The following is a 19,906-nucleotide window of genomic DNA, read 5'->3' on the forward strand; positions in this document are numbered from 1 at the left end:
TTTAACGCTAAAAATGGGGTATTCAATCTGAGGCGTCAAAAGATAGCGGCCGCGGGGGGGGGTTCACTATAGTACTAGTCAGAAAAAGCGAATGATCATGTTTGAACATTAATGGCACTGTCGCGTTAACGGAGAGAAAACGAAGAAATTGCGTATTCCGACCCAAACCGATCATCGATTCCGATTTAAGCCGATCGCACTTTCCGATTTAATTCGATCATTGTTTCCGACTTAAACCGGCCAATTTTTTACCGCTCTTCGGTATCGGTGATCCTGGCTTCGGAATACGTGATCGAATTGTCGGAATCCATAATCCTGTCGTCGGAATCTCGCGCTTTTCACTTTGAAAACAATGGACAACACTTTCTCCTGATAACGCATCTTCCGGAGGAGTGTCACCATGGCCAGACTGAGAACGCGGATGAGTAAAATCAAAGAAGTTTTACGCCTGAAATTTGACTGTCACCTGTCCAACAGGAGTATCGCGGTGTGCCTGAACCTGGGCAGCAGCACCATCTCTGATATCGTGACCCGCTTCCGACAGTGGCCGATGCCTTAATGGACAGGCTGCTGCATAACGGACATCGAGTTGAATTCAGCAGGCAGATCAACAACCAGTGAGCATACTCGCCGGCAGTGAGGTTTCCCTCAATGCCGGCGGAGGTGATTACATTAGCGTCATGGAATTATTTTGCTCGCCACACATTATCGGAACCTGGCGTATTCCCTTTTGTCCACCATTTAGCGACCCAGTGTTTTCCCTGATAGGTCACTTCATCGCCGCCAACATAGACATTATGGATATTCCACTCCCCTCCGACATCTTTGTCCAGGCATTCCCAGACCTCATTACTGTCTGGTTGATTGCCTTGTGTCCACCATTTCGCTTTATAGTTTTTACCATTCCAACGAACAATATCGCCCCCCACATACACCTTAGAATCACTCCAACGAGCATGGTCACCACTGTGCTCAGTCTGCGTTTTTATTGTCAGCTGCCGGCTTTTTTCCGACTGGTTACCTGCGGCATCCGTCGCGGTAATCTGGTAATGATATTCACTGTCGGCCTTCAACGCATTATCCGTCCAGCGTGTTTGGGCCGTATTCGCGACCACTTTTCCATCCCGCCAGATTTGGTAACTTGCCACTCCTACATTATCTGTGGAAGGTTGCCAATGGATTGATGCGCTGGTTTCGGTCACGCTTGAAAGCATCAGTTTTTCCGGCGTGCTCGGCGCTTCGGTATCTTCTATCGGTTTAACCCGCTCAGCGCTGGTTACCTGGGTTGACTCACTGGCTGCTGAACGGTTGCCCGCTTTATCAGCCGCAATGATGTAATAACTGTATAACGTAGCAGGCTTAACGTGCCGATCTTGCCACACAGGAAAGAAAGACTGGGCAACGTTGACGCTATCACGCCAGATTTCATAATGATGGACGCCAATATTGTCGGTAGAAGCCTGCCACTTCAGATTGATCCCTTCCGCCAAGACGCTGGCTAATGGTTTGCCCGGCACCGTAGGCGCTTCAATATCCGGTGTCGGCAAGGGGGATTTATGCACCAGATCGGCATAGCGGTTAACAAACTCATAGCCGTAGTTGTTTCCATTCTTGTCGTGCCCGGCATCCCAGTTAATTGACCACGTCATCAGCCCTTTGATTGGCGTCCCTTGAGCCGCGAGTTTTTCCATCGCCGTACGCACATCAACTTCATTTTTGACATAACCGTTATTTGCTGCATCTGGGTTGCTGGGCAGACCAATAGCGAACTTATCAGCAGGAATTTGTATAAAGCCACGAGTGCCATGGATAAGAGAATCCGTCAGATAGAATAGAAAGTCCGCCTTAACCGCATCATTCCCCTGAGCAACCCAACCACGCCCCGCAACGTCCACGCCATCTCCAGCCTGGTTATAATACTGTGGAGCAATGAAATCGTAATAGCCTTCGAGGTTTTTAATTAATTGTTCATAAGGCCCACCGGCTCGCAGATGCGGAAACTCTGGTGCCATGCTGATGATAAATTTAGGATAACTTTTTTTAACAATTTTCAGCGCCTCCGGAATTTCGGTGGCGTTGGCACCGGCAGTGATCGCACCGCCTTCCAGGTCGATATCCAGTCCGTCAAAACCATACTTCTCGACCAATCGAATAATTTCATCCGCAAATTTCTGCGCGTCGCCCTTGCCCAGCTGAATATGGGCATCAGCCCCACCCAAAGAGAGCAAAACAGCACGATCCTGCGCATTCAGTGCGGCCACTTCGCTGCGAAATTCCGCATCAGACATATTATAAGGTTTAAACGTAGGGATCCCCTCACCGGTCATAAAAGACACGGTGACTACATTATACGCCTCGGGAACAGCTGAAAGGTTCACCTCTGCAGAAGTGCCTCGCTGATAACCATCAGACTTACTGGCCCAATTATGCCAAAAACCGACCAAAATATTCTTTCCACTGATATCGGGCATCTTTGTCGCCGCATCAAGTGTTATGGCATGTGCACATACCGATAGTCCGGCCAAGAGCAAGCTGGTTGCCAACGCGGTGTATTTCAGTGTTTTCTTCATGATTAATCTCTATTTAATAAAAAATAGCATGTTATAAACATGCTGTACTTAATGGTGAAATGGACGTCGCAATCAAATATAAAAGGACTTAAAATAGTGAAGTGCTCCACTCACTCAATAATTTCAACACATCGTTTAAATGAACAAAGAAAATCGGCGGGTAGCCCGCCGACATTTTATTACTCCGAATTACAGTTATTACTCTGACTTCCAGGCTATGCCACTGCCAGGCTGTTCCCCTTTAACCCACCATTTGGCAACCCACGTTTTACCCTGCCATTTCGCTTTTTCACCGCCCAGGTAAGTCCGGTTTACGTCCCATGCTTCATTATCCACTTTATTCATATTTTCCCAGACATCGTTACTGCCCGGTTCATTGCCCTGAGTCCACCATTTCGCTTTATATTGTTTTCCCTGGAAGCTCACCACATCACCGGTAACGTAAACTTTACTTTTCTGCCAGGCATAGTGAACATCGCTATGCTCTTCAGCTTTGTGTTTAATGGTAAATTCAAATGGGTCTGAATCCAGCTCACCATCATTTACCGTCAGGCTAAATTTTAACTCAGCATCTTTATCCGTTTTGCTCAGAATGAGTTGTGCCTCGGATTGACGACTATTGTTAAGCGTCGCTTTGGGTCCTGAAATTTGCGTCCATGTGTAACTCAGCGCCTCGCCTTCCGGGTCAACTGACGATGACCCATCCAGGGTAACAGTTTTCGCACCCGTGACTTCTTTCGGGAATGTGGCAACCGCCGTCGGCTTTTGGTTTTCAATAACGGCGCTTTCGGCTTTGTGCTTAATCGTGAATTCAAATGGATCAGAATCGAGCTCACCGTCATTGACCGTCAAACGGAATTTCAGGTCAACATCCTTATCCGTGGTATTCAGTGTAAATCGGGCCAGTGCCTGTCCGGCATTTTCGAGGGTCACAGCCGGCCCCCCCGTTTGTTCCCATTTATAGCTAAGGGTTTCACCTTCAGGATCAATAGATGCCGAACCATCCAGAATAACGGTTTTCGCCCCCGTGACCTCTTTCGGGAATGCGACAACCGCCCTCGGCTTCTGGTTACCGTCGGTTACCTTCGCGTCTTTTGCCGCCTGGTGCATCTCATTGATATACTGCACCTGATCTGCGAGACTCATCTGGGCAGTTGATGCCCCCAGAGTCCAAACGAAGAAACCACCATAGTTGTTTTTCGCCTGCCAGGCTGCACGTGCGATATTATTCTCACGTGACTCAGTAAAACGCCCTTCAGGCCCCCACTGTTCATTGATCGTATTACCCAATAAGATCTTCGATTTATCTCCAACAGCCTTCGCATAGTTTGCCATTGCCACATCGTACTTAAAGCGAGGGCCTGCGTCGTAAGTCATGACATTGAAGAAGTCAAAAACATCCTTTCCTTTCACCAGTAAAGGCATGACTTCACCGTGGTGGGAAGAACGTTTATCCTCAATAAAAGAACAGCCTTCGGTAACGTTCGCATTCGCACAAGCATCGGGATCGGCACCGACATGGTAGGTGGTCAGGCTGAGTAATTTTTTGCTTTGCGGGCCTAATAGCGTACGTACGCGTTTAGCCAGCGCCAACAGATTGTCGTTCTCCTGTGGGGTAAGCCGGGCTTCTTTTTCATAGTCAAAGTCAATCCCATCGAGCTGGATCGTACCTGCCCGCTGATAAACGGCCATATTGCAGGCAGAACCACCCCAGTTAAACTCCTGGCATTTACCTTCCATCTCCTCAGGTTTCAATCCTTTCTTATAAACCGGGAAATCCGTCTTGAGCAGCTTAACCAGCCCCTGGGCAATATTTTCGAGGCTCTCAGGATTACCCAGATGAGACCACATCCCCTCATAGGTTTGCCCGCCAAATGCCACCATCATTTTCTTCTCGGGATGGGCCAGCTTCATCTGAGACCAGGCGACATAAGCTGACGGCAGCCAGTACGCATTATAGTCCGGAGCAGAAATCAGGTTGTCGGAGGAAGAGATATCTCCCGCGCTATCCCAGCCACCAAAAGAAAGCAGGAAGGTATCGACTTTGGATTGATTCAATGCCCCAACGGAGTTTTGATCATAACTCCCCCATGATGTTAAATAGCTGAGGGTACGATTAGCCTCTGTTGCAAAAGTCGGTTGCGCCAGAAAAGATGTACTGATGAGTAAAGCCAGGGAGAGTTTATTCAAAATAATACCTGTTTATTGACGATTGATGTTACAAAAAAATTCAAAACGATTATAGCGAAATGAAAAGGAAGAAATGTCTCGAACAGACCAAGAATCAAAGAAGCATCTTTCACTCGCTGGGCTCTATCGCATCATCTAAAAAAATATATAGAGATAAAATTAATGACTGCTAAATAGTGATATCAAACATCTGAGTTTGTGACAGCAGGCAATAGAGCTGACAGTCAGTTTTCACCCCAAGTTTTTCCATCGCTTTTATCTTATGAGCGCTAACGGTTTTATTGCTTAAGTTCATTTTATTGGCAATCGCCGTTAATGAGAGACCATGACAAAGCATACGGAGGACTTCATTTTCACGAAGCGTCAATTCTTGCTCGGCCAGAATACTACTGCGGAATAAAAAATTCATCAGGCTACGCTCAATGTACGTTTCACCGTTGCAGACGGCAACAATGGTGCGCCATAGACTTAGTTCACAGGTCTCACGGCTGATATAACCTACGGCCCCATCCAACAAGACCTGACGGATGATATTGCGATTCCGGAAAGGGGATAAGACCACGATGCGGGTGTCTGGAAACTTGTTCGCCAGCAATTTGACCAGGGATGTCCCGTCTAGCTCTGAGATAAGGCTTTGCGTTTTCTTTGTTTTCAGCGAAAAACCAAGAAACAAGATATCAACCTTACATTGACTCAACATCGTATAGACTTCATTAGGTGAGTCTGTATCACCCACAACGTTGAAATCACCATCCCCTAGACCATACTCAGCAGCTGGCATGCTACTTATCATCGATAATACACCACGCCGAATGATAGTATGTTGGTCGGCAATTACAATATTAATAGCCATAAATCCTTCCTCGCGTCGAGAATCGTAATTGTTCAATGCCGGACGCGCGAGAAATTACAATGAAAGGCAAGGATCATCTATAGAACTAGTCAGAAATTGATGTTTAAATAAAAACAAGAAATTCCTCGCAAAAATAAGTAAATTCTCATCGTGCTAAAGAATATTCATGTTTTTTTTTTTACTAAACTTCACTAGCATATCGCTTCACAACAAAAACCAACACATTAAGAGAAATATCATAGATGAAAGAATCATTGAATCTCTGGCGCAGTCAGGGAGGTTTTACCTTGTTAGAACTCTTAGTGGTGCTCATGATTATTGCGTTACTAGCCGGCTTTGTCGGCCCGAAAATTTTTTCTAATGTCGATCAGGCAAAAGAAAAAACCGCATTTCGCCAGATGCGCGCCCTGAGTGACGCCTTGAGTCAATATCGTCTGGATAACGGGGCCTGGCCAAGCGAGGCTCAGGGTCTGAACGCGTTGACGAAAAAACCAGCCAATGTGCCAAACTGGAACGGTCCTTACCTCAGTCAACAAGTCCCTCTCGATCCCTGGGGGAATCCTTACCAATGGCATAATCCGACCCGAGAAAAAGACGGCCTGAATGAAGTGGATATCATGTCGAATGGAAGGGACGGAAAGCCACTGACTTACGGATTCTAGTCAATGAAACAGGTGTTTTTTATTTTGGCATTACTGTTGCCCTCGTCATCGTTTGCCGATTGCTGGTTCCAGGCGGGGCAACGCTATGGTATTGAGCCCGAATTGTTGCAAGCGATAGCCATTGTTGAGTCAGGACTTAACGTACGAGCTACCAATGTCAACCCTAACGGCACGGTTGACTATGGGCTCATGCAAATTAACAGCGCTCATTTGGCAACCTTGAAAAAATTCAATATCACGCCTCGGCATCTTCTTGACGATCCATGCCATAACGTGATGACCGGCGCCTGGATCCTGGCCGGAAACATCCGCCATTTCAGGTATTCCTGGGATGCCGTAGGTGCCTACAATGTGGGTTATGCCGACACACCTAAAAAACAGATCCTGCGACAGAAATATATCCAGAAAGTCGCCCAGCAGTATCAAAAATTAAAGAAAAACAGGGCAAAGGGATAAGCAACGAGATGAAACTGTATGACGTAGTTTATCTGGATAACGCCCATCGCAAGACCGTTCAGGTTACCGCGAACTCCCCTGAAGATGCCAGACTCCGCTTTATCGAAGAAGGGTATCTCGTGGTGCAGGTAAAAAACCGCACCCCATTGCGCAGAAAAACCTTCCCATTAAATCTTTTTATTCAAGAACTGGTAGCTTTGCTGGAAGCAGGCCTGGTGATTACCGAAGCCATCGAAGCCCTGCAAGCCAACTGCCATGAAACGCATGTGCAGAACATTTATCACCACCTACTGGAGAAACTCTACCAGGGGAGCCAGCTTTCTCAAGCGATGGCTGCTCAGCCATCCATCTTCCCGGCACTGTTACTCAATACTGTCGCCTCATCGGAGCAAACCGGACATCTGCCAGAGGCATTGCTGCGCTTTCAACATTATGAGCAACGCATGGATATATTGCGTAAACGAATAAAAGCCACTCTGCTTTACCCCACCATCGTTATGAGTGCGGGTGGCCTGATCCTTTGTTTTTTGTTGGGGTTCATTATCCCACGCTTTAGTCAGGTGTTTGCGGGAATGAAAAATCCCGGCAGCAGCGCACAGCTTATTTTATGGTGGGGCAATCTGGTGGAGAACCACGGTTACCTCTTGTTGGCCGCAACCGTAACGACTGTCCTGGGCGTAATGACTCTCCTACGTCAGGCTGCCGTTCGTCAGGCACTGCTGCAACGATGCCTGAAATTACCCCGGTTGCGCCATCAGCATCAGCTCACCATTCTGGTACGTTTTTATCGCACGCTGGGTTTGTTATTGCTGGGCGGGTTGCCCGTCCCACAAGCGCTGAACCTAACGCGAAGCATCTTGCCGGCGGCTCATCAGACAGCCTTGAATCACGCTCTGGCAGGGGTTAATGCCGGTCAGTCTCTGTCCACCATGCTGGAGAGCCAGGCGCTGACCACACCGATCGCCAGCCGTTTATTGCAAGTCGGCGAACGTAGCGGCGATTTGCCGGCCATGTGTGAACGCATCGCGGCTTTCTACGATGAGGCCCTCGAACAGGCGATTGAAACTTTTAGCAAAGTCTTCGAGCCTGTATTGATGATGGCGGTCGGAGGCATTGTCGGCCTGGTGGTGTTCTTGCTGTATATGCCCATTTTCGAACTGGCTGGGGGCCTTTCCTGATGTCAATGATGCACGCTCAAAACGGGGATATGCTGGATGAATTACTGCATTCGGCGGTACAAAACGGCCAGACGCTGGCAGAGGCACTGTATAACACCCCTGAAAACCTGCCGGGAATTGCACGCTTGCTGGGCCTGTCCTCTCTGACGATGGAACAGTTAGCCAATGCCGAACCCGATTTTACCCATGTCTCACTGACCGATGCGCTGGAACACCGTGTTCTGCCGCTGCAATATCAACAACAAGGTTGGCTGGTGCCGGCGGACCCGCTATCGCTGTCCGTACGTCAGTGGATGCATCGTTTCCCGCTGCGCCCCGCCCTGGTGCCGCCAGGTTGGGTCAATGAACAACTGGATATATTAGGCAAACAGCAACGTACACTGGATCAACTTGAACAACAAAACGGTGACGATAGCAGTAATGAGACCCAGTTGGTCATTTCGCCAACAACCATTGCGCAGGAAAGTCATGCTATCGTCAAACTGGTCAATGCCACACTGTTTGATGCGCTACAAAGCCGGGCAAGCGATATCCATCTTTCCGCCGTGCCAGATGGATTAACGGTTAAATATCGTATCGACGGGGTCCTGCATACGATCCGCCACTGTAATGGCAATCAGCAAGCTGAACAGGTCATTTCACGGCTCAAAGTGTTGAGCGGTATGGATATCGCCGAACGGCGGATCCCGCAGGACGGCCGTTTCAAAGCGCTGATCCATCAGCTTCCGGTAGATTTCCGCGTCTCCATCGTGCCAGGGATTCACGGAGAGGATGCGGTATTGCGCGTTTTGGATAAGTCACACGACCAAAACCTGTGCCTGGCATCGCTGGGGTTTGGTGAACAGACTTTGCTGGCCATCCGCCAACTTACCCATATGCCACACGGAATGGTCCTGGTGACGGGCCCCACCGGGAGTGGCAAATCCACCACGCTTTACGCCGCGCTAAGCGAACTTAACAGCGGGGAGAGCAAAATCATCACTATCGAAGATCCGGTGGAATATCAACTCAATAGCGTACTGCAAATCCCGGTAAACGATAAAAAGGGGTTAACCTTTGCCCGAGGGCTGCGCGCAATTTTACGCCATGATCCGGACACGATCCTGGTGGGCGAGATTCGAGATAGCGAAACGGCAGGCATCGCGGTCCAGGCGGCACTCACCGGCCACGTCGTTTTGTCTTCCGTACACGCGAATAACGCGTTTAGCGTACTGGAGCGTTTTCTGTATATGCAGGTTGAACCCGCCAGCCTGATCACGGCGCTGAATGGCGTGGTCGCCCAACGTTTGGTACGCAGCATTTGTCCCTCCTGTGCGGTTGAGACGACACCCGATGATCGGGAACTGGCCGCCTGGCAAGAAAGCCCCTTGCACGACGTGCAGCCGCGCTGGATGCGCGGACAGGGCTGCGAATCATGCCGCCAGAGTGGTTACCGCGGGCGTCTGGCTCTCGCGGAGGTACTGACGTTCAGTGAATCAATGAAAGACGCGCTACTGGCCCGTTCATCCGCTCGCCATCTGCGTGAGATAGCCCTCAGCGAAGGCTTTATTCCGCTCAACGACATCGCCTTGCGCGCTGTGCTGGAAGGCAAAACGACATTACAGGAGATTAATCGTGTTATTGCGCCTACCTAACGTGTTGACCTGCGAGATTTTACCGCAACAGGTTCGCCTGGTTCAGAGCGATAAAGAAATAAGCTACGCGGAGCGCCAGGCGGATGAATCGCTGGGGACGGTGCTGCAAAGACTCCTGCGCCCCTGCGCTAGCCGATTGCCCTGGCGCCGCCGTGTCAAATTCGTGCTGGACGCCAGCCTGGTGACCCATCTGGTCGTGCCGTGGCAGACAGGGATCGGTACCCCCGATGAACTACGTCAGTACAGCGCCATACTGGCGCAGAAAGATTATCCACATCTGTCAGGAAAAAAAATCAGGGTCGGTTTTGAGGAAATGCGATATGGGCACAACGCGCTGGCATTCGTATTAGAAGAAACGCTCTGGCAAACACTGTATCAGGTCACTCGGGAAATCAATCTCTGCCTGTCTGACATCACTACGCCCCTGCGCGCTCTACTCCTGTCCTGGCAGAATCCCCTGCCCGAGGAGGGTATCTTTGCACTCATCAAGGAACCAGGCAGCACTTTCGCCTGCCGGTCTGCCGGGGAATGGCGGCACATCTACCACATGGCACTCCCCGAGCTGGAGAGTGGGCAACAATTAGCGTTAGTGGCCAACCTGACGGGCATGCGTCATGCCCCCTGTTATGTCTGATAGCATGAACAAGGCCACAGGCCTCCTGAATTGACGCGAGCCTCCCCTCTCACCGCGATGCGCCAAGCTACTTACTTTGTTGGCCGGCACCAGGCTCATTGCCGACAACAGGTTCAGGTGTCAGCGCCAGTGATATAGGACCCTAAATCACCATTTGATTTGTCCGCTCCACCCAACATGTTGTTTCCTGATGGTTCCGACACCGAAAAGGATATCAACATGCTGAGCAGAGAGGACTTTTTCATGATAAAGCAAATGCGCCGTCAGGGCGCCTACATTGTCGATATCGCCACCCAAATCGGCTGTTCCGAACGCACCGTCAGACGGTATTTGCGTTATCCGTCACCACCGGCGCGTAAGGCTCGGCTGCTGGGGAGTCAACTGGGTATATCCCTTGTAGAAATACGTACCGCTTAATTCTTCAACCGTATCCATAGGTTATCCTTTACCGTAGGGGATGTCAGGTTGGCGCGTTGCTGTGCTCGCCTGGCTCCAGTGTTACCGTTTGATATGTCGGCCTGCTGTCTGCAAGGCGGGCCTGCAGTCCATACTCTGCCATGACCTGAATGAACGTATCGGCATCGCCGACAATGCGAAAAGAGACCGGCTGCAGGTGATGGCCATCCTGAGAGAAGGCGGCATTGAGCGCCGTTTTTTCGACGTAAAAACCGTTGTGCTGGGACGGCGTGGGTGTAGTTTCCGACCGCCACTCGCGGGCATCCATCACATAGTTGTCCCAGCCCCGATCTTTCAGGGTTTCAGTCGCGTAAGTGAGCCGGAACAAATCGGACTGCACGGCGAGATTGCCGCTGCAGGAGCGCTACAGGTATTCCAGATGCTGGCGCAGTTTACCGGCTGGGCCGTGCTTGCGGCCACGTTCGAGCAGCCAGGTGATATCCACGGCGACGCTTCTGGGAAATCGCTTCTGTTTTTGGGCGGTGGCCAGCCAGCGGATCAGGAACAGATTTTCGGCGTAGGGTGTGCCAATGATGCCGTCTTGGCGGGCCAGCCCCAATGCTGCCAGGGCACAGAACGCCAGATGGCTGAGTGCTGCGGTGGAGTTATCCGTAGTAACGGATTTGGTTTTGTCTAACAACGTTGTCTGCCCTGCCCGTGTTGACGAATGGTTAAAGGGACTCTGCGATCCATCACCATCCAGTGTAACTGGCAATCCGGACAGTGACCAGCAACGCATTGCGAAAAATGTAATACAGGTGTATTTCTTTTGTGTTCATTATCCTGGCTTCAAGCGATAGGGGCGTCGCCGGCCGGGTCGGAATGTGGCCCGAAACTGGCGCCAGCTGATCGACGTAGCCGGCATCGAGCAGCGACACTATCCGGGCTATATTTTCCTCTTCCGATGACCGTCCCCTGCCCCGCTGACGCTCGTCAGCAGATAATGCAGCAACACCGCCACCTCGGGTGCCAGCAGGTATTTAGGGAGGTAAGGTTGCAGCAGCGTCATGCTCCGCAGCGCGAGTGCGGTCTCGTATGATGGCCAGACAGGGAGTGTCAGATTTACATCGGCAGCGACAGCCAGACAACGGTGAAGTCGCTCCCTGTGCCGTCTGACGTTGATAATGGCGGTTGCATATCCTGCCATATTAGTCTAGTATTGTCTTACTGCAAGAGCATACGCAGGGGGCGCAAATCAGATACAGGCCTTCTGTGCCGGGCAGTCAGGTGGCTGATCACCTGCCGGGTAGTTACGACACGAGTCGGTTTCTGAACCCTTAGTGCTAAAGAAATGCTGCGACTACCAACACCTTCGTAAGGGCGCCATATGCGCCCTTTTCTTATTCAATTCTACCTATCTGTACGCCATGTGGATTACGCTTCGAGTAAGTTGTTACAACCACATAGATCCAACCAGAATCAGTTTCTGGTGCTTCTCTGGGCTCCAGTATCACTATACCCAAAGCAGATTTTAGAACGGTCGTTCTGTGCTTCCCACCCGGATGATTAAACTCGCAATAAATTGGTGCTCCCGGCTGAATAATATCCCGCACAAAGCGAGCAACATCACTGATCGTCTCATAGCCAAGCCGGGCTAATTCCTTCTCATGCTCAGCCCAAATATGGTTAACACCAAAGCCACGATTAGGCCCTGTATGCCTCCCCACACGCAGGAAAATGTCACCTGCTGGAATAAAGTCATTTTTCGTTTCTATCTCCGGCACGCGCCCATAACAAGCCAACCCGTCCGGGTGACCTATGGGGCTGTTTGGAGAGCCAGCAATGCCGACGTACTTATTCTGCCTAGCCATTCATCAATCCAATGTCCCGCATCCACATCTGCCCGGTCGCTCTGTTGAAGCCCCGCGCATTGAGCACGTTTGTCATAGAGGTTTAAAGTCCAATGGAATAATATCAATTTTCACGTTTGAAACTCTCCCAACATGACTCTCCCTGATGATCTTGACACACGAAACAACGGATGGCCGTCATGCTAACACAGGTGGCACCGACGTTCTTGCTCGGGATAAAAGCCCGCTTATCATCGGCTTCAGCACATATAATGTAATACAATATCACATCACTATGAATTACCAATGTAATACATAGGTATTCTATTTTTCATCAGCAGGTGCGTGTATTCGCGGTGATCCAGCGAGAACGTCACCCCCAGCTGCGGCGCCACGTCCAGCGCAAACACCTTCAGGTAAACCTCCGTGCTTTCATAACGTTCATGGCCCATGTAGGTCTGCACCACTTTCGGCGGTACGTGGTTGAAGAACAGGTGCATCGCAAAGCTGTGCCGGAGCGTCTTGGGATTAATGGCCGGCAGCGCAAATTCAATCCCTTCCTCCTTGGCGCGCGCGACGGCCTGCTGCAGCCACAGCCAGGCTGTTTTCCGGCTGACGTCAAACAAGGGGCGTCGCGGCCGGGTCGGAATGTCGCCAGGAACCGGCGCAACTGATCGACGTAGCCGGCATCGAGCAGCGGCACTATCCGGGCTATCTTTTCATCTGCCGATGGCCGTCCCCTGCCCCGCTGGCGCTGTTTCAGCGTGCGCAGCCGAACACAGGGGCGAGGTTCCTCGAGCTGCAGATCACAAAGATTACTTATGTAATTCATCTGTATTACAGGTACTCTTTGATCATCTCCAGCATTTTCTCCGGGCCAACTTCTTTGGCCAGGTACAGTGCGGCGCGTAACACCGTCGAGTCCGTGATGGTCTTGGTGGTCAGATCTTGGATCTCATCGACCAGCTCGCTGCACATGACTTTTTCTGCCGGCGTCATACGGATGGTCTTCGGGTTCTCGCTGGTCGTTCTGTTCCGGTTAACCTTTACGTTGGAAAGGCGGGTTTTAGTCTCGCCCTGGGCAGGTTCCGGTTTGACCATCGCGGGACGGGTGAGGGGGCCTTTAGCCATTTATGCAGCCTCTTTCGATAAGACGGTTTCGAGTTCACGCATCAACGCGCGGTAATCGTTCAGGGCCAGCGAGCCCTTGTTATAAAAGTAGAGCGGTACGCAGGCTACCTGTGCCTGTGAGATGTTCTCATCGGCGCGGATGCGCGTTTTCAGGTAGTTATCCTTGGTCCGATCGTTGCTTTCCAGTTGATCGTGAAGATAGGTATTCATTTTCTTCTTGGCGCCATTGTACTCGTTGCGGAATACGCTGAACTGGGTAAAGCGGGTCTCCCTGATCTCGTCCAGGTAGTCGAGAACCACATCCAGCCCCGTCAGGGCGAAGCTGCCGCCATCGACCGGGATGAGCACGTGATCGGCCATAAAGGCTGCATTGGTGGTCGACAGGTTCAGACCGGGTGAGCAGTCGATCAGAATATAGTCGAACCTGTCCATCACGGGCTGCAAATGGCGAAACAGAATCTTTTCCCGGTGATGACGTGTCAGGCAATTTTCCATAACGCGTTCAAACGACGGATCTGATGGGATAATAAACAGGTTATCGATCACCTCTTCGCCGCTGACGGCCGGAATAATGGCATCAAAAATATTAAAGCGCGGGTTGTTATACAGGTCGCAGATGGTATGGCCATATTGCGCATAGTATTTTTTGCCGTTGGCCATCACCTCGGTTGAGTTGGCTTGCTGATCCCCATCGATAAGCAACACGCGACGGCCTGCCTGCGCAAGAGTCATGGCGAGGTTAGTGATCGTGGAGGTTTTACCTGCTCCGCCTTTGTTGTTCATGATGGCGATGATGCTGGCCACCGTGTTGCTCAGCGGCGTGAGGATGGACTGCACAGGAGCTTCTGTCATCGGGATTTCCCTCTCAATGAAATACTATTGTATTACGTTTAGACGCGGATGTAACTTCGTCATCTGTGCAGATTGTAGTAATACAAATGCAATACACAGGTATTTATTATGGATTACTAGTGTATTCTAGATGGTTAGGAATCTCAATCGGTCATTATTAAATTTCTAATATTGATTATATGGTTGCTTATTATTTCCCTCTTTCGTAAGTAAACCATAAAAATACAGCATGATTGTCAATTGACTGAAAAGTAATTGCTTTTCAGCGTAAACCCAAATTTCAGGCAGATCTTCCCTATGCTGTCAGCAACCAGCGCTCTTTTTCCAGCCGCTGATGCCGTTGGGCCAGCAAGTCTTCTGCACGAACACCCGCTTCTGCACTCGAAAATACCATCCGGCTGCCGCACAGCACGCACTGGTACGGATCCACATTCGTAAATTGCTTCATCAATGAGGCATAGCCCGGTTTGGCCATCTTCATCTTTACCTCCATCTCCAGAGCCGCATATACCTTTGGCAGCAGAGCACCGCGTTTACGGTTGGACAGGAAGCCGTAATACCTCACCATTTTAAAATGCCGGGATGGAACATGGCTGATGTAGCGCAGCAGCATCTCTTCCTGGCTCAACCCCTGCCTTTGGTGCCGCTGTGTACGGTGGTCATAATAGTGATGCACAACGGCGCCGCCGGTGTAATGCCGCAGCGCGGACGCCGCCATCGGCGGGCGCTTCAGGTAACGGCCCAGGTAGTTGACGTTTTGCCTCACGTGTTTGGTCTTTTTCGCAAAGTGGATTTTCCAGCGCCGCAGAAACTGGACCTCAAGGAACTGGCACCACTCGCGATAATCCCGAATGTGCTCATAGCCGGCGGCGGGCAAGTCCAGCGCGGCGTAGCTTTCCCGCAGCAGTTTGATGACAGCCTGACGCCAGTAAGCTTCGACAACCTTCTTTTTGAAGTACATCGGCCGCCAGACGTTGTGTTTAAGGCACAATCCGCCGCGGGTTACGGACAGGTGAATATGCGGGTGCCGGTTAAGCTGCCGGCCGTAGGTATGCAGCGCAACAAACAGGCCAATTTCTACCCCGAGCTTTTTGGCCCACTTCAGCAGTGTGTTGGCCGCACAGGAAAATAGCCGGTTGAGCAGCGGCCAGTTGTTGGCAAAGGCGGGCCAGAGTTTGTCGGGCATGGTGAAGGTGACGTGCTGCCATTCGCAGTCGGGGAGAATGTGCTGTTGCTCAGCAATCCACTGCTCGGTGGCCTTCATGCCACAGGCGCTGCAGCCTTTGCCTTTACAACTGTGGCAAATGTATTTGGTGTGGGAGCAATGGGGTGAGGCGCAACAGTATCGGCGGGAGCCCATGGCGGGTGTGCCGCAGGCGAGCATGCGCTCTATGACCAGCTGGGTCCATTCAGGGATGGAATCGCCGTGTTTAGCGAGTAACTGGCCTCAGCCATCATCAATCTGGAAGAGGAGTTTTGCGGGTCTGGGGATATACATGCACGGGATTATAACGAGTTACAGCAGCTGAAAAAAGCGCCTTTCTTACAAAGTCTTAGCTCCCGCCGCAGGCGGGCTACTGTTCATTAACACGCTCGTAAGCGCCCGTAAACGGGCACCAACGCGGAGATACGCCCCGTCTGCGGCTACGCCTTGTCGGGACCACTCCGACCGCGTAATTAACCTCCCACATCGCTGTTACTGGATTGGCTCTCCAGGGCGAGGGATGGGATAGGCGAAACCTATCTGGACTGGGCGGCTACGCCGCGCGACCGGCGACCCTCATCATCTAAGTTCTTTATGGCCATATTTGTCGCCTTCATGCGCTAACGCGCATTGAACCCAAAAACTTACGATTTTATGCCTGCTCGCCGCAACCGCCGAAATTTCCGACGCCCTGATTGGGGTTCTTAGCGGGAACCCGCCAAAATTTTGGCCGGTATGAAAAACAAGGTTATAAAGATATAATGTGACAAATTGGCATGTTTAGAGTGATGAAATATGACGGGATTCGAGTTAAAGCTTTGGCGGACGGGGCTTGACTGGACGCAGGCGCGAGCGGCGGAGGAGTTTGGTATCTCGATGCGTACTTACATCCGTTATGAGCAGACTAAGCCGCCGAGGGTTATTGTGTTAGCTATCCAGGCATTGTCCCTGGTGGCCATGTTACCGGACATTGATACTCTGCCGGTGCATACTCTACGCCAGCGGATCAGAATACTGGCGGGCGACATCTCCACTGGCTGAGTAAACAAATGTCGCATGTTGCAGCTTCGCCCCATAGAGCCAAATAAGTTGTCGCATGAAGTGAAAAATAATGCGGAATTTTCCGGGGTTCCGGCATAGACATCATTTTCTATGCATCTGGATTTTTGCCTGTAAATCCATGAGCCGATCGGCAATCCGTGTCAACCCCGCATGAACGTAGTCACGCTGCATGGAGGTGACGTTCTCATCGGCATTTAGCACTTTCCTGAAGTCTTCTACGCATTCCTGCCATAGCCTGAACGACTGGCCCAGCCGGATTATTTGTTCATCAAACACCGACAGGGCATTGCCCTGATAAGCGAGGTATCCCCGTTCCAGGGTTGCGGCCGTGGTGAGTATCTGTTCCATGGTGTGTTTATGGGCTGCAGAGAATTCAGGCATGCCGTCATAAGATCGGGATGACCTCTGGCTCTCCTGCTCGAACGCAGTTTCCATGATGAGGGCGTAACGGTAAAACCCCGGATATTCCTGGGTTAATGCCATCAGTTCTTTATCCGTGGTGCCGGTCCAAATCTGATGCAGTTCAGGGGTATAGCCCATCATGCGGTTGATAACCTGGTGCGGCTCCGTGACGCCTTGCGCGTCCAACTGCTGCATATGCTGATCCATTTTTGCCGCCATTCGGCGAAAATCGGCCATTGTCATCGGTGTTTCCTTTTACCGGTTTGGCAGGGAGCAATGCTACGCGGGCTCCAGCGCGACCGTATGGTGATCTGGGGTGCTGTCAACGAGCCTCGCGTTCAGGCCATATTCCGTCATGATACGAATAAAGGTGACAGTGTCACCAATGATGCGAAAGGGTACGGGGTGCAGGTGGCGTCCGTCCTGGGTAAAGGCCGCATTCAGCGCTGTTTTTTCGACGTAGAAGCCGTTGTTAAGTGACGGCGTCAGGATAACTCCGGATTTCCACTCCCGTGCATCCATCACGTAATTGTCCCAACCCTGGTCTTTCAGCGTTTCTGAGGCGTAGGTGAGTCGGAACAGATCGGATTGTGCGGCCAGATTGCCACTGCAGGAGCGCCACAGGTAGTCCAGGTGCTGGCGCAGTTTGCCAGCCGGCCCGTGCTTACGCCCGCGTTCGAGTAGCCAGCTGATGTCGATGGCTACGCTTTTGGGGAACCGCTTCTGCTTTTGGGCGGTGGCCAGCCAGCGAATAAGAAACAAATTTTCGGCATACGGTGTGCTGGCCATACCGTTCTGGCGTGCCAGCCCCAGCGCCACCAGGGCGCAGAACGCCAGATGGCTGAGTGTTGAAGTGGTGTTTTCTGTGGTAATAGATTCGGTCTTGTCTAACAATGCCTATCCTGCCCGTTAAGACGATGGATTAATGACGGATTTGCGCCAGGTCGTCGGCGGTGAGCCCAGTCATTTTCATTACCGAGTCGCGATCGAGACCGCTGTCCAACATGGCGCAGGCAATTTTTATGGCGGCTTCATGCTCTCCTTCCTGACGTCCTTCCTGCCACCCTTCCATGTGCCCTTTCTGGCGCCCTTCTTCTCTTAGTTTTTCTGCAATCGTCATCAGTGTGTCCTCATGTTCCGGCACCCGTGATGCCAGGGTTGATAATAGTTCGCCCGGGTTGCGGGTTTCACCAACCTGCAGCATGTAATTCATCAGTGACGTCAGCTGCTCATTTGTAGTGTAACCGGCCAATAGCAACGTGACCAGTTGTTCCAGCAGTTCGGCTAGGTCGCGCTGACGGACGTGTTTTTGCAGCAATTCTAAAATGGCGACGCGGCGATGCTGCATGATTTGGTCATCCGGAATGACCGTGACGTCGACCAGCGGAAAGTCACCACCATACAGCTGGTTGGCCAGTGTTGGATCATTGAATGCCTGCAGCCAGCTCATCGGGTAAGGGTACGGCGTAACTTGTCCATGATAGAAAAGAATCGGGATAACCAGCGGTAGCTGGTCGTTTCCAGCTGCGAGGTGGCGTTGCATGGCGGCAATCGCATACCGCATCAACCGGAAGGCCATATGCTTGTCTGGGGAGCTTTGGTGCTCGATCAGCGCGTAAATGTAACCATCACCCTGCCCAGCTTTCAACGAATACAGTACGTCAGAATAGTAGGCACGCAGATCATCTTCAACGAACGACCCGGACTCCAGTCGTAGAGTGTTTAAGTCACACGCTTGGCGTAATGCCGGCGGCAAATGAACCTCCAGAAAATCACGTGCGGTTTCCGGATGAGTCAAAAACTGTTTAAACAAGGCATCGTGTGCCGTAGGTGTCGTTTTCATGATGGTAGAGTAACACGTTCCGTTATCCGTCTAATAAGCTAAATTTTTCTGGTCATTCATAAAGCCTAATATAATTTGCATTAGGCTTCTGTGATGTTTTTGGTCTATCCGATAATGGTTCTACAATCCATTCCTAGCCAGTTTCAAATCGAGAAGGCTAATCTGATCTATTTTATCTTCATGAATGACTATAGTCAGCTTTGCCGGGTGCTTAAAACGCATTTCACTGATACGAAATGTCCAGAGCATGATCTTAAGAAGTTCTTCATCTGTTATGTTTTTATGCTCTTTTATACGTGTTATTCCTGAACCAAAGATCGGTACGGAAACGCTTTTTTGGGCGTAAACTTTATTTACTTTATCCCAGAACTTTATCAAGAATTCAAGATACTCAGGCATGGTAAGCCGAGCTTGGTTATTCTTGTCGAATTTTGAAAATGCAGTTATGAGATAGTCATCATAAACGCACAATGTGCCAATGTTGAATTTCTTGGTTTTCCCGGTTTTACGTTCTTCATCGTGTTCTAAAAAATCACCATCATCAAATTGATAGTGTTCAATATGAGCATCTAGCGCTGCAATGCTGCCTGGTAAATGTTGTTTTAAAAAGACCCCATTGAGGCTTTTGCTTGATATTATTTTTTCGTCAACCATTGTGTCAAAGTAATCATTAAATGCAATGGTTTTGAACCCATCCTGTTTGAATATGTCACCGGTTATTATGTTTACTTCGCTACCCTCTACAGATAAAATTATGCTTTTTAAATTATTTGCCCGTAACCATAAGGAGATGTAGAGAATTATTAAAACTACGATCAGAGCAATACCACAGTTTATTTTTGAGTCTGTTGGTATATCTTTAAAAATCACGGCAGCAGAAATGAACGCCGTTATAGCAGAGGCAAGTTTAAAAAACCTTTCGAAAATCCGTCGATCAAAGAAACCTACTTTACTCATGATTTCATCCTGAAATTGAAATGTAGCGCCAT

At 50.5% G+C, this 19,906-nt stretch carries 20 protein-coding genes and 4 pseudogenes; 8 read left to right on the forward strand and 16 right to left on the reverse strand.

The window, feature by feature from the left end:
• Positions 1-400 precede the first annotated feature (400 nt).
• A pseudogene (locus ACK3CV_RS00135) lies at positions 401-556 on the forward strand (IS21 family transposase); the annotation flags it as partial.
• 130 nt (positions 557-686) lie between these two features.
• On the opposite strand, the gene ACK3CV_RS00140 reads toward ACK3CV_RS00135, so the two are convergent.
• From ACK3CV_RS00140 to ACK3CV_RS00150, 3 genes are all read right to left on the reverse strand, one after another.
• The gene (locus tag ACK3CV_RS00140; protein WP_489009771.1) at positions 687-2,570 is read right to left on the reverse strand and encodes a carbohydrate-binding protein; all 1,884 of its coding nucleotides are present in this window, start codon (positions 2,568-2,570) and stop codon (positions 687-689) included.
• Between the two features lie 198 nt (positions 2,571-2,768).
• The gene (locus ACK3CV_RS00145) at positions 2,769-4,760 is read right to left on the reverse strand and encodes a PKD domain-containing protein (protein WP_489009772.1); all 1,992 of its coding nucleotides are present in this window, start codon (positions 4,758-4,760) and stop codon (positions 2,769-2,771) included.
• A 169-nt stretch (positions 4,761-4,929) separates the two neighbouring features.
• Positions 4,930-5,613 carry a LuxR C-terminal-related transcriptional regulator gene (locus ACK3CV_RS00150; protein ID WP_489009773.1) on the reverse strand — a complete coding sequence of 228 codons (684 nt, stop codon included), beginning with the start codon at positions 5,611-5,613 and terminating at the stop codon, positions 4,930-4,932.
• 242 nt (positions 5,614-5,855) lie between these two features.
• Here ACK3CV_RS00150 and gspG point away from each other — a divergent pair, with 242 nt between their 5' ends.
• From gspG to ACK3CV_RS00180, 6 genes and pseudogenes are all read left to right on the forward strand, one after another.
• Entirely contained in the window at positions 5,856-6,275 is a 420-nt protein-coding gene (gspG, locus tag ACK3CV_RS00155) for a type II secretion system major pseudopilin GspG (RefSeq protein ID WP_489009774.1), read from the forward strand.
• A 3-nt stretch (positions 6,276-6,278) separates the two neighbouring features.
• Positions 6,279-6,731, forward strand: coding sequence for a lytic transglycosylase domain-containing protein (locus ACK3CV_RS00160; protein WP_489009775.1), 453 nt, complete (start codon positions 6,279-6,281; stop codon positions 6,729-6,731).
• 8 nt (positions 6,732-6,739) lie between these two features.
• Positions 6,740-7,909, forward strand: coding sequence for a type II secretion system F family protein (locus tag ACK3CV_RS00165; protein WP_489009776.1), 1,170 nt, complete (start codon positions 6,740-6,742; stop codon positions 7,907-7,909).
• A complete protein-coding gene (locus tag ACK3CV_RS00170) occupies positions 7,909-9,543 on the forward strand; it encodes a GspE/PulE family protein (protein ID WP_489009777.1) in 1,635 nt (544 codons plus the stop codon). The genes ACK3CV_RS00165 and ACK3CV_RS00170 overlap by 1 nt, the downstream gene beginning before the upstream one ends.
• Complete coding sequence (locus tag ACK3CV_RS00175; protein ID WP_489009778.1) at positions 9,524-10,177, forward strand: hypothetical protein; 654 nt, start codon at positions 9,524-9,526, stop codon at positions 10,175-10,177. Before ACK3CV_RS00170 ends, ACK3CV_RS00175 begins: the two co-directional genes overlap by 20 nt.
• Positions 10,178-10,396: 219 nt before the next feature.
• Positions 10,397-10,543 (forward strand): annotated as a pseudogene (locus ACK3CV_RS00180) (IS21 family transposase); the annotation flags it as partial.
• Here ACK3CV_RS00180 and ACK3CV_RS00185 read toward each other — a convergent pair.
• From ACK3CV_RS00185 to ACK3CV_RS00225, 9 genes and pseudogenes are all read right to left on the reverse strand, one after another.
• The gene (locus ACK3CV_RS00185; protein ID WP_489009779.1) at positions 10,520-10,612 is read right to left on the reverse strand and encodes an STM2901 family protein; all 93 of its coding nucleotides are present in this window, start codon (positions 10,610-10,612) and stop codon (positions 10,520-10,522) included. The pseudogene ACK3CV_RS00180 and the gene ACK3CV_RS00185 sit on opposite strands and share 24 nt — an antisense overlap.
• Before the next feature lie 25 nt (positions 10,613-10,637).
• The gene (locus tag ACK3CV_RS00190; protein ID WP_489009780.1) at positions 10,638-10,973 is read right to left on the reverse strand and encodes a hypothetical protein; all 336 of its coding nucleotides are present in this window, start codon (positions 10,971-10,973) and stop codon (positions 10,638-10,640) included.
• Between the two features lie 24 nt (positions 10,974-10,997).
• A complete protein-coding gene (locus tag ACK3CV_RS00195) occupies positions 10,998-11,273 on the reverse strand; it encodes a DUF2913 family protein (protein ID WP_489009781.1) in 276 nt (91 codons plus the stop codon).
• A gap of 297 nt (positions 11,274-11,570) precedes the next feature.
• Positions 11,571-11,717, reverse strand: a pseudogene (locus ACK3CV_RS00200) (phage integrase family protein); the annotation flags it as partial.
• 256 nt (positions 11,718-11,973) lie between these two features.
• Complete coding sequence (locus tag ACK3CV_RS00205; RefSeq protein ID WP_489009782.1) at positions 11,974-12,444, reverse strand: hypothetical protein; 471 nt, start codon at positions 12,442-12,444, stop codon at positions 11,974-11,976.
• A 272-nt stretch (positions 12,445-12,716) separates the two neighbouring features.
• Positions 12,717-13,049 (reverse strand): tyrosine-type recombinase/integrase, encoded by a 333-nt coding sequence (locus tag ACK3CV_RS00210; RefSeq protein WP_489009783.1) that lies wholly within the window; start codon positions 13,047-13,049, stop codon positions 12,717-12,719.
• 211 nt (positions 13,050-13,260) lie between these two features.
• A complete protein-coding gene (locus ACK3CV_RS00215) occupies positions 13,261-13,554 on the reverse strand; it encodes a hypothetical protein (protein WP_435968824.1) in 294 nt (97 codons plus the stop codon).
• On the reverse strand, positions 13,555-14,406 hold the full coding sequence (locus ACK3CV_RS00220; protein ID WP_489009784.1) for a ParA family protein: 852 nt from the start codon (positions 14,404-14,406) through the stop codon (positions 13,555-13,557).
• Between the two features lie 295 nt (positions 14,407-14,701).
• Positions 14,702-15,904: pseudogene (locus ACK3CV_RS00225) on the reverse strand (IS91 family transposase).
• A gap of 501 nt (positions 15,905-16,405) precedes the next feature.
• Between ACK3CV_RS00225 and ACK3CV_RS00230 the strand changes: the two are divergent.
• Positions 16,406-16,651, forward strand: coding sequence for a helix-turn-helix domain-containing protein (locus ACK3CV_RS00230; protein WP_164142087.1), 246 nt, complete (start codon positions 16,406-16,408; stop codon positions 16,649-16,651).
• Between the two features lie 102 nt (positions 16,652-16,753).
• Here the strand turns inward: ACK3CV_RS00230 and ACK3CV_RS00235 are convergent, their stop codons facing one another.
• The 4 genes from ACK3CV_RS00235 to ACK3CV_RS00250 form a co-directional block, all read right to left on the reverse strand.
• Positions 16,754-17,317 carry a transposase gene (locus tag ACK3CV_RS00235; protein ID WP_239504680.1) on the reverse strand — a complete coding sequence of 188 codons (564 nt, stop codon included), beginning with the start codon at positions 17,315-17,317 and terminating at the stop codon, positions 16,754-16,756.
• A 36-nt stretch (positions 17,318-17,353) separates the two neighbouring features.
• Positions 17,354-17,968 carry a DUF2913 family protein gene (locus tag ACK3CV_RS00240; protein WP_164142085.1) on the reverse strand — a complete coding sequence of 205 codons (615 nt, stop codon included), beginning with the start codon at positions 17,966-17,968 and terminating at the stop codon, positions 17,354-17,356.
• Between the two features lie 28 nt (positions 17,969-17,996).
• Positions 17,997-18,917, reverse strand: coding sequence for an Rpn family recombination-promoting nuclease/putative transposase (locus ACK3CV_RS00245; protein WP_164142082.1), 921 nt, complete (start codon positions 18,915-18,917; stop codon positions 17,997-17,999).
• Between the two features lie 120 nt (positions 18,918-19,037).
• A complete protein-coding gene (locus ACK3CV_RS00250) occupies positions 19,038-19,874 on the reverse strand; it encodes a macro domain-containing protein (protein ID WP_164142080.1) in 837 nt (278 codons plus the stop codon).
• Positions 19,875-19,906 lie beyond the last annotated feature (32 nt).

The sequence above is a fragment of the Serratia sp. TSO36 genome, assembly GCF_057808395.1.

What these genes read in the sequence shown, in the direction of transcription:
- ACK3CV_RS00185 (WP_489009779.1), bottom strand. Translation starts at nt 10,612, where the DNA reads ATGGATACGGTTGAAGAATTAAGCGGTACGTATTTCTACAAGGGATAT.
- ACK3CV_RS00150 (WP_489009773.1), bottom strand. Translation starts at nt 5,613, where the DNA reads ATGGCTATTAATATTGTAATTGCCGACCAACATACTATCATTCGGCGT.
- ACK3CV_RS00205 (WP_489009782.1), bottom strand. Translation starts at nt 12,444, where the DNA reads ATGGCTAGGCAGAATAAGTACGTCGGCATTGCTGGCTCTCCAAACAGC.
- ACK3CV_RS00215 (WP_435968824.1), bottom strand. Translation starts at nt 13,554, where the DNA reads ATGGCTAAAGGCCCCCTCACCCGTCCCGCGATGGTCAAACCGGAACCT.
- ACK3CV_RS00245 (WP_164142082.1), bottom strand. Translation starts at nt 18,917, where the DNA reads ATGAAAACGACACCTACGGCACACGATGCCTTGTTTAAACAGTTTTTG.
- gspG (WP_489009774.1), top strand. Translation starts at nt 5,856, where the DNA reads ATGAAAGAATCATTGAATCTCTGGCGCAGTCAGGGAGGTTTTACCTTG.
- ACK3CV_RS00250 (WP_164142080.1), bottom strand. Translation starts at nt 19,874, where the DNA reads ATGAGTAAAGTAGGTTTCTTTGATCGACGGATTTTCGAAAGGTTTTTT.
- ACK3CV_RS00220 (WP_489009784.1), bottom strand. Translation starts at nt 14,406, where the DNA reads ATGACAGAAGCTCCTGTGCAGTCCATCCTCACGCCGCTGAGCAACACG.
- ACK3CV_RS00235 (WP_239504680.1), bottom strand. Translation starts at nt 17,317, where the DNA reads ATGACAATGGCCGATTTTCGCCGAATGGCGGCAAAAATGGATCAGCAT.
- ACK3CV_RS00230 (WP_164142087.1), top strand. Translation starts at nt 16,406, where the DNA reads ATGACGGGATTCGAGTTAAAGCTTTGGCGGACGGGGCTTGACTGGACG.
- ACK3CV_RS00140 (WP_489009771.1), bottom strand. Translation starts at nt 2,570, where the DNA reads ATGAAGAAAACACTGAAATACACCGCGTTGGCAACCAGCTTGCTCTTG.
- ACK3CV_RS00160 (WP_489009775.1), top strand. Translation starts at nt 6,279, where the DNA reads ATGAAACAGGTGTTTTTTATTTTGGCATTACTGTTGCCCTCGTCATCG.
- ACK3CV_RS00170 (WP_489009777.1), top strand. Translation starts at nt 7,909, where the DNA reads ATGTCAATGATGCACGCTCAAAACGGGGATATGCTGGATGAATTACTG.
- ACK3CV_RS00165 (WP_489009776.1), top strand. Translation starts at nt 6,740, where the DNA reads ATGAAACTGTATGACGTAGTTTATCTGGATAACGCCCATCGCAAGACC.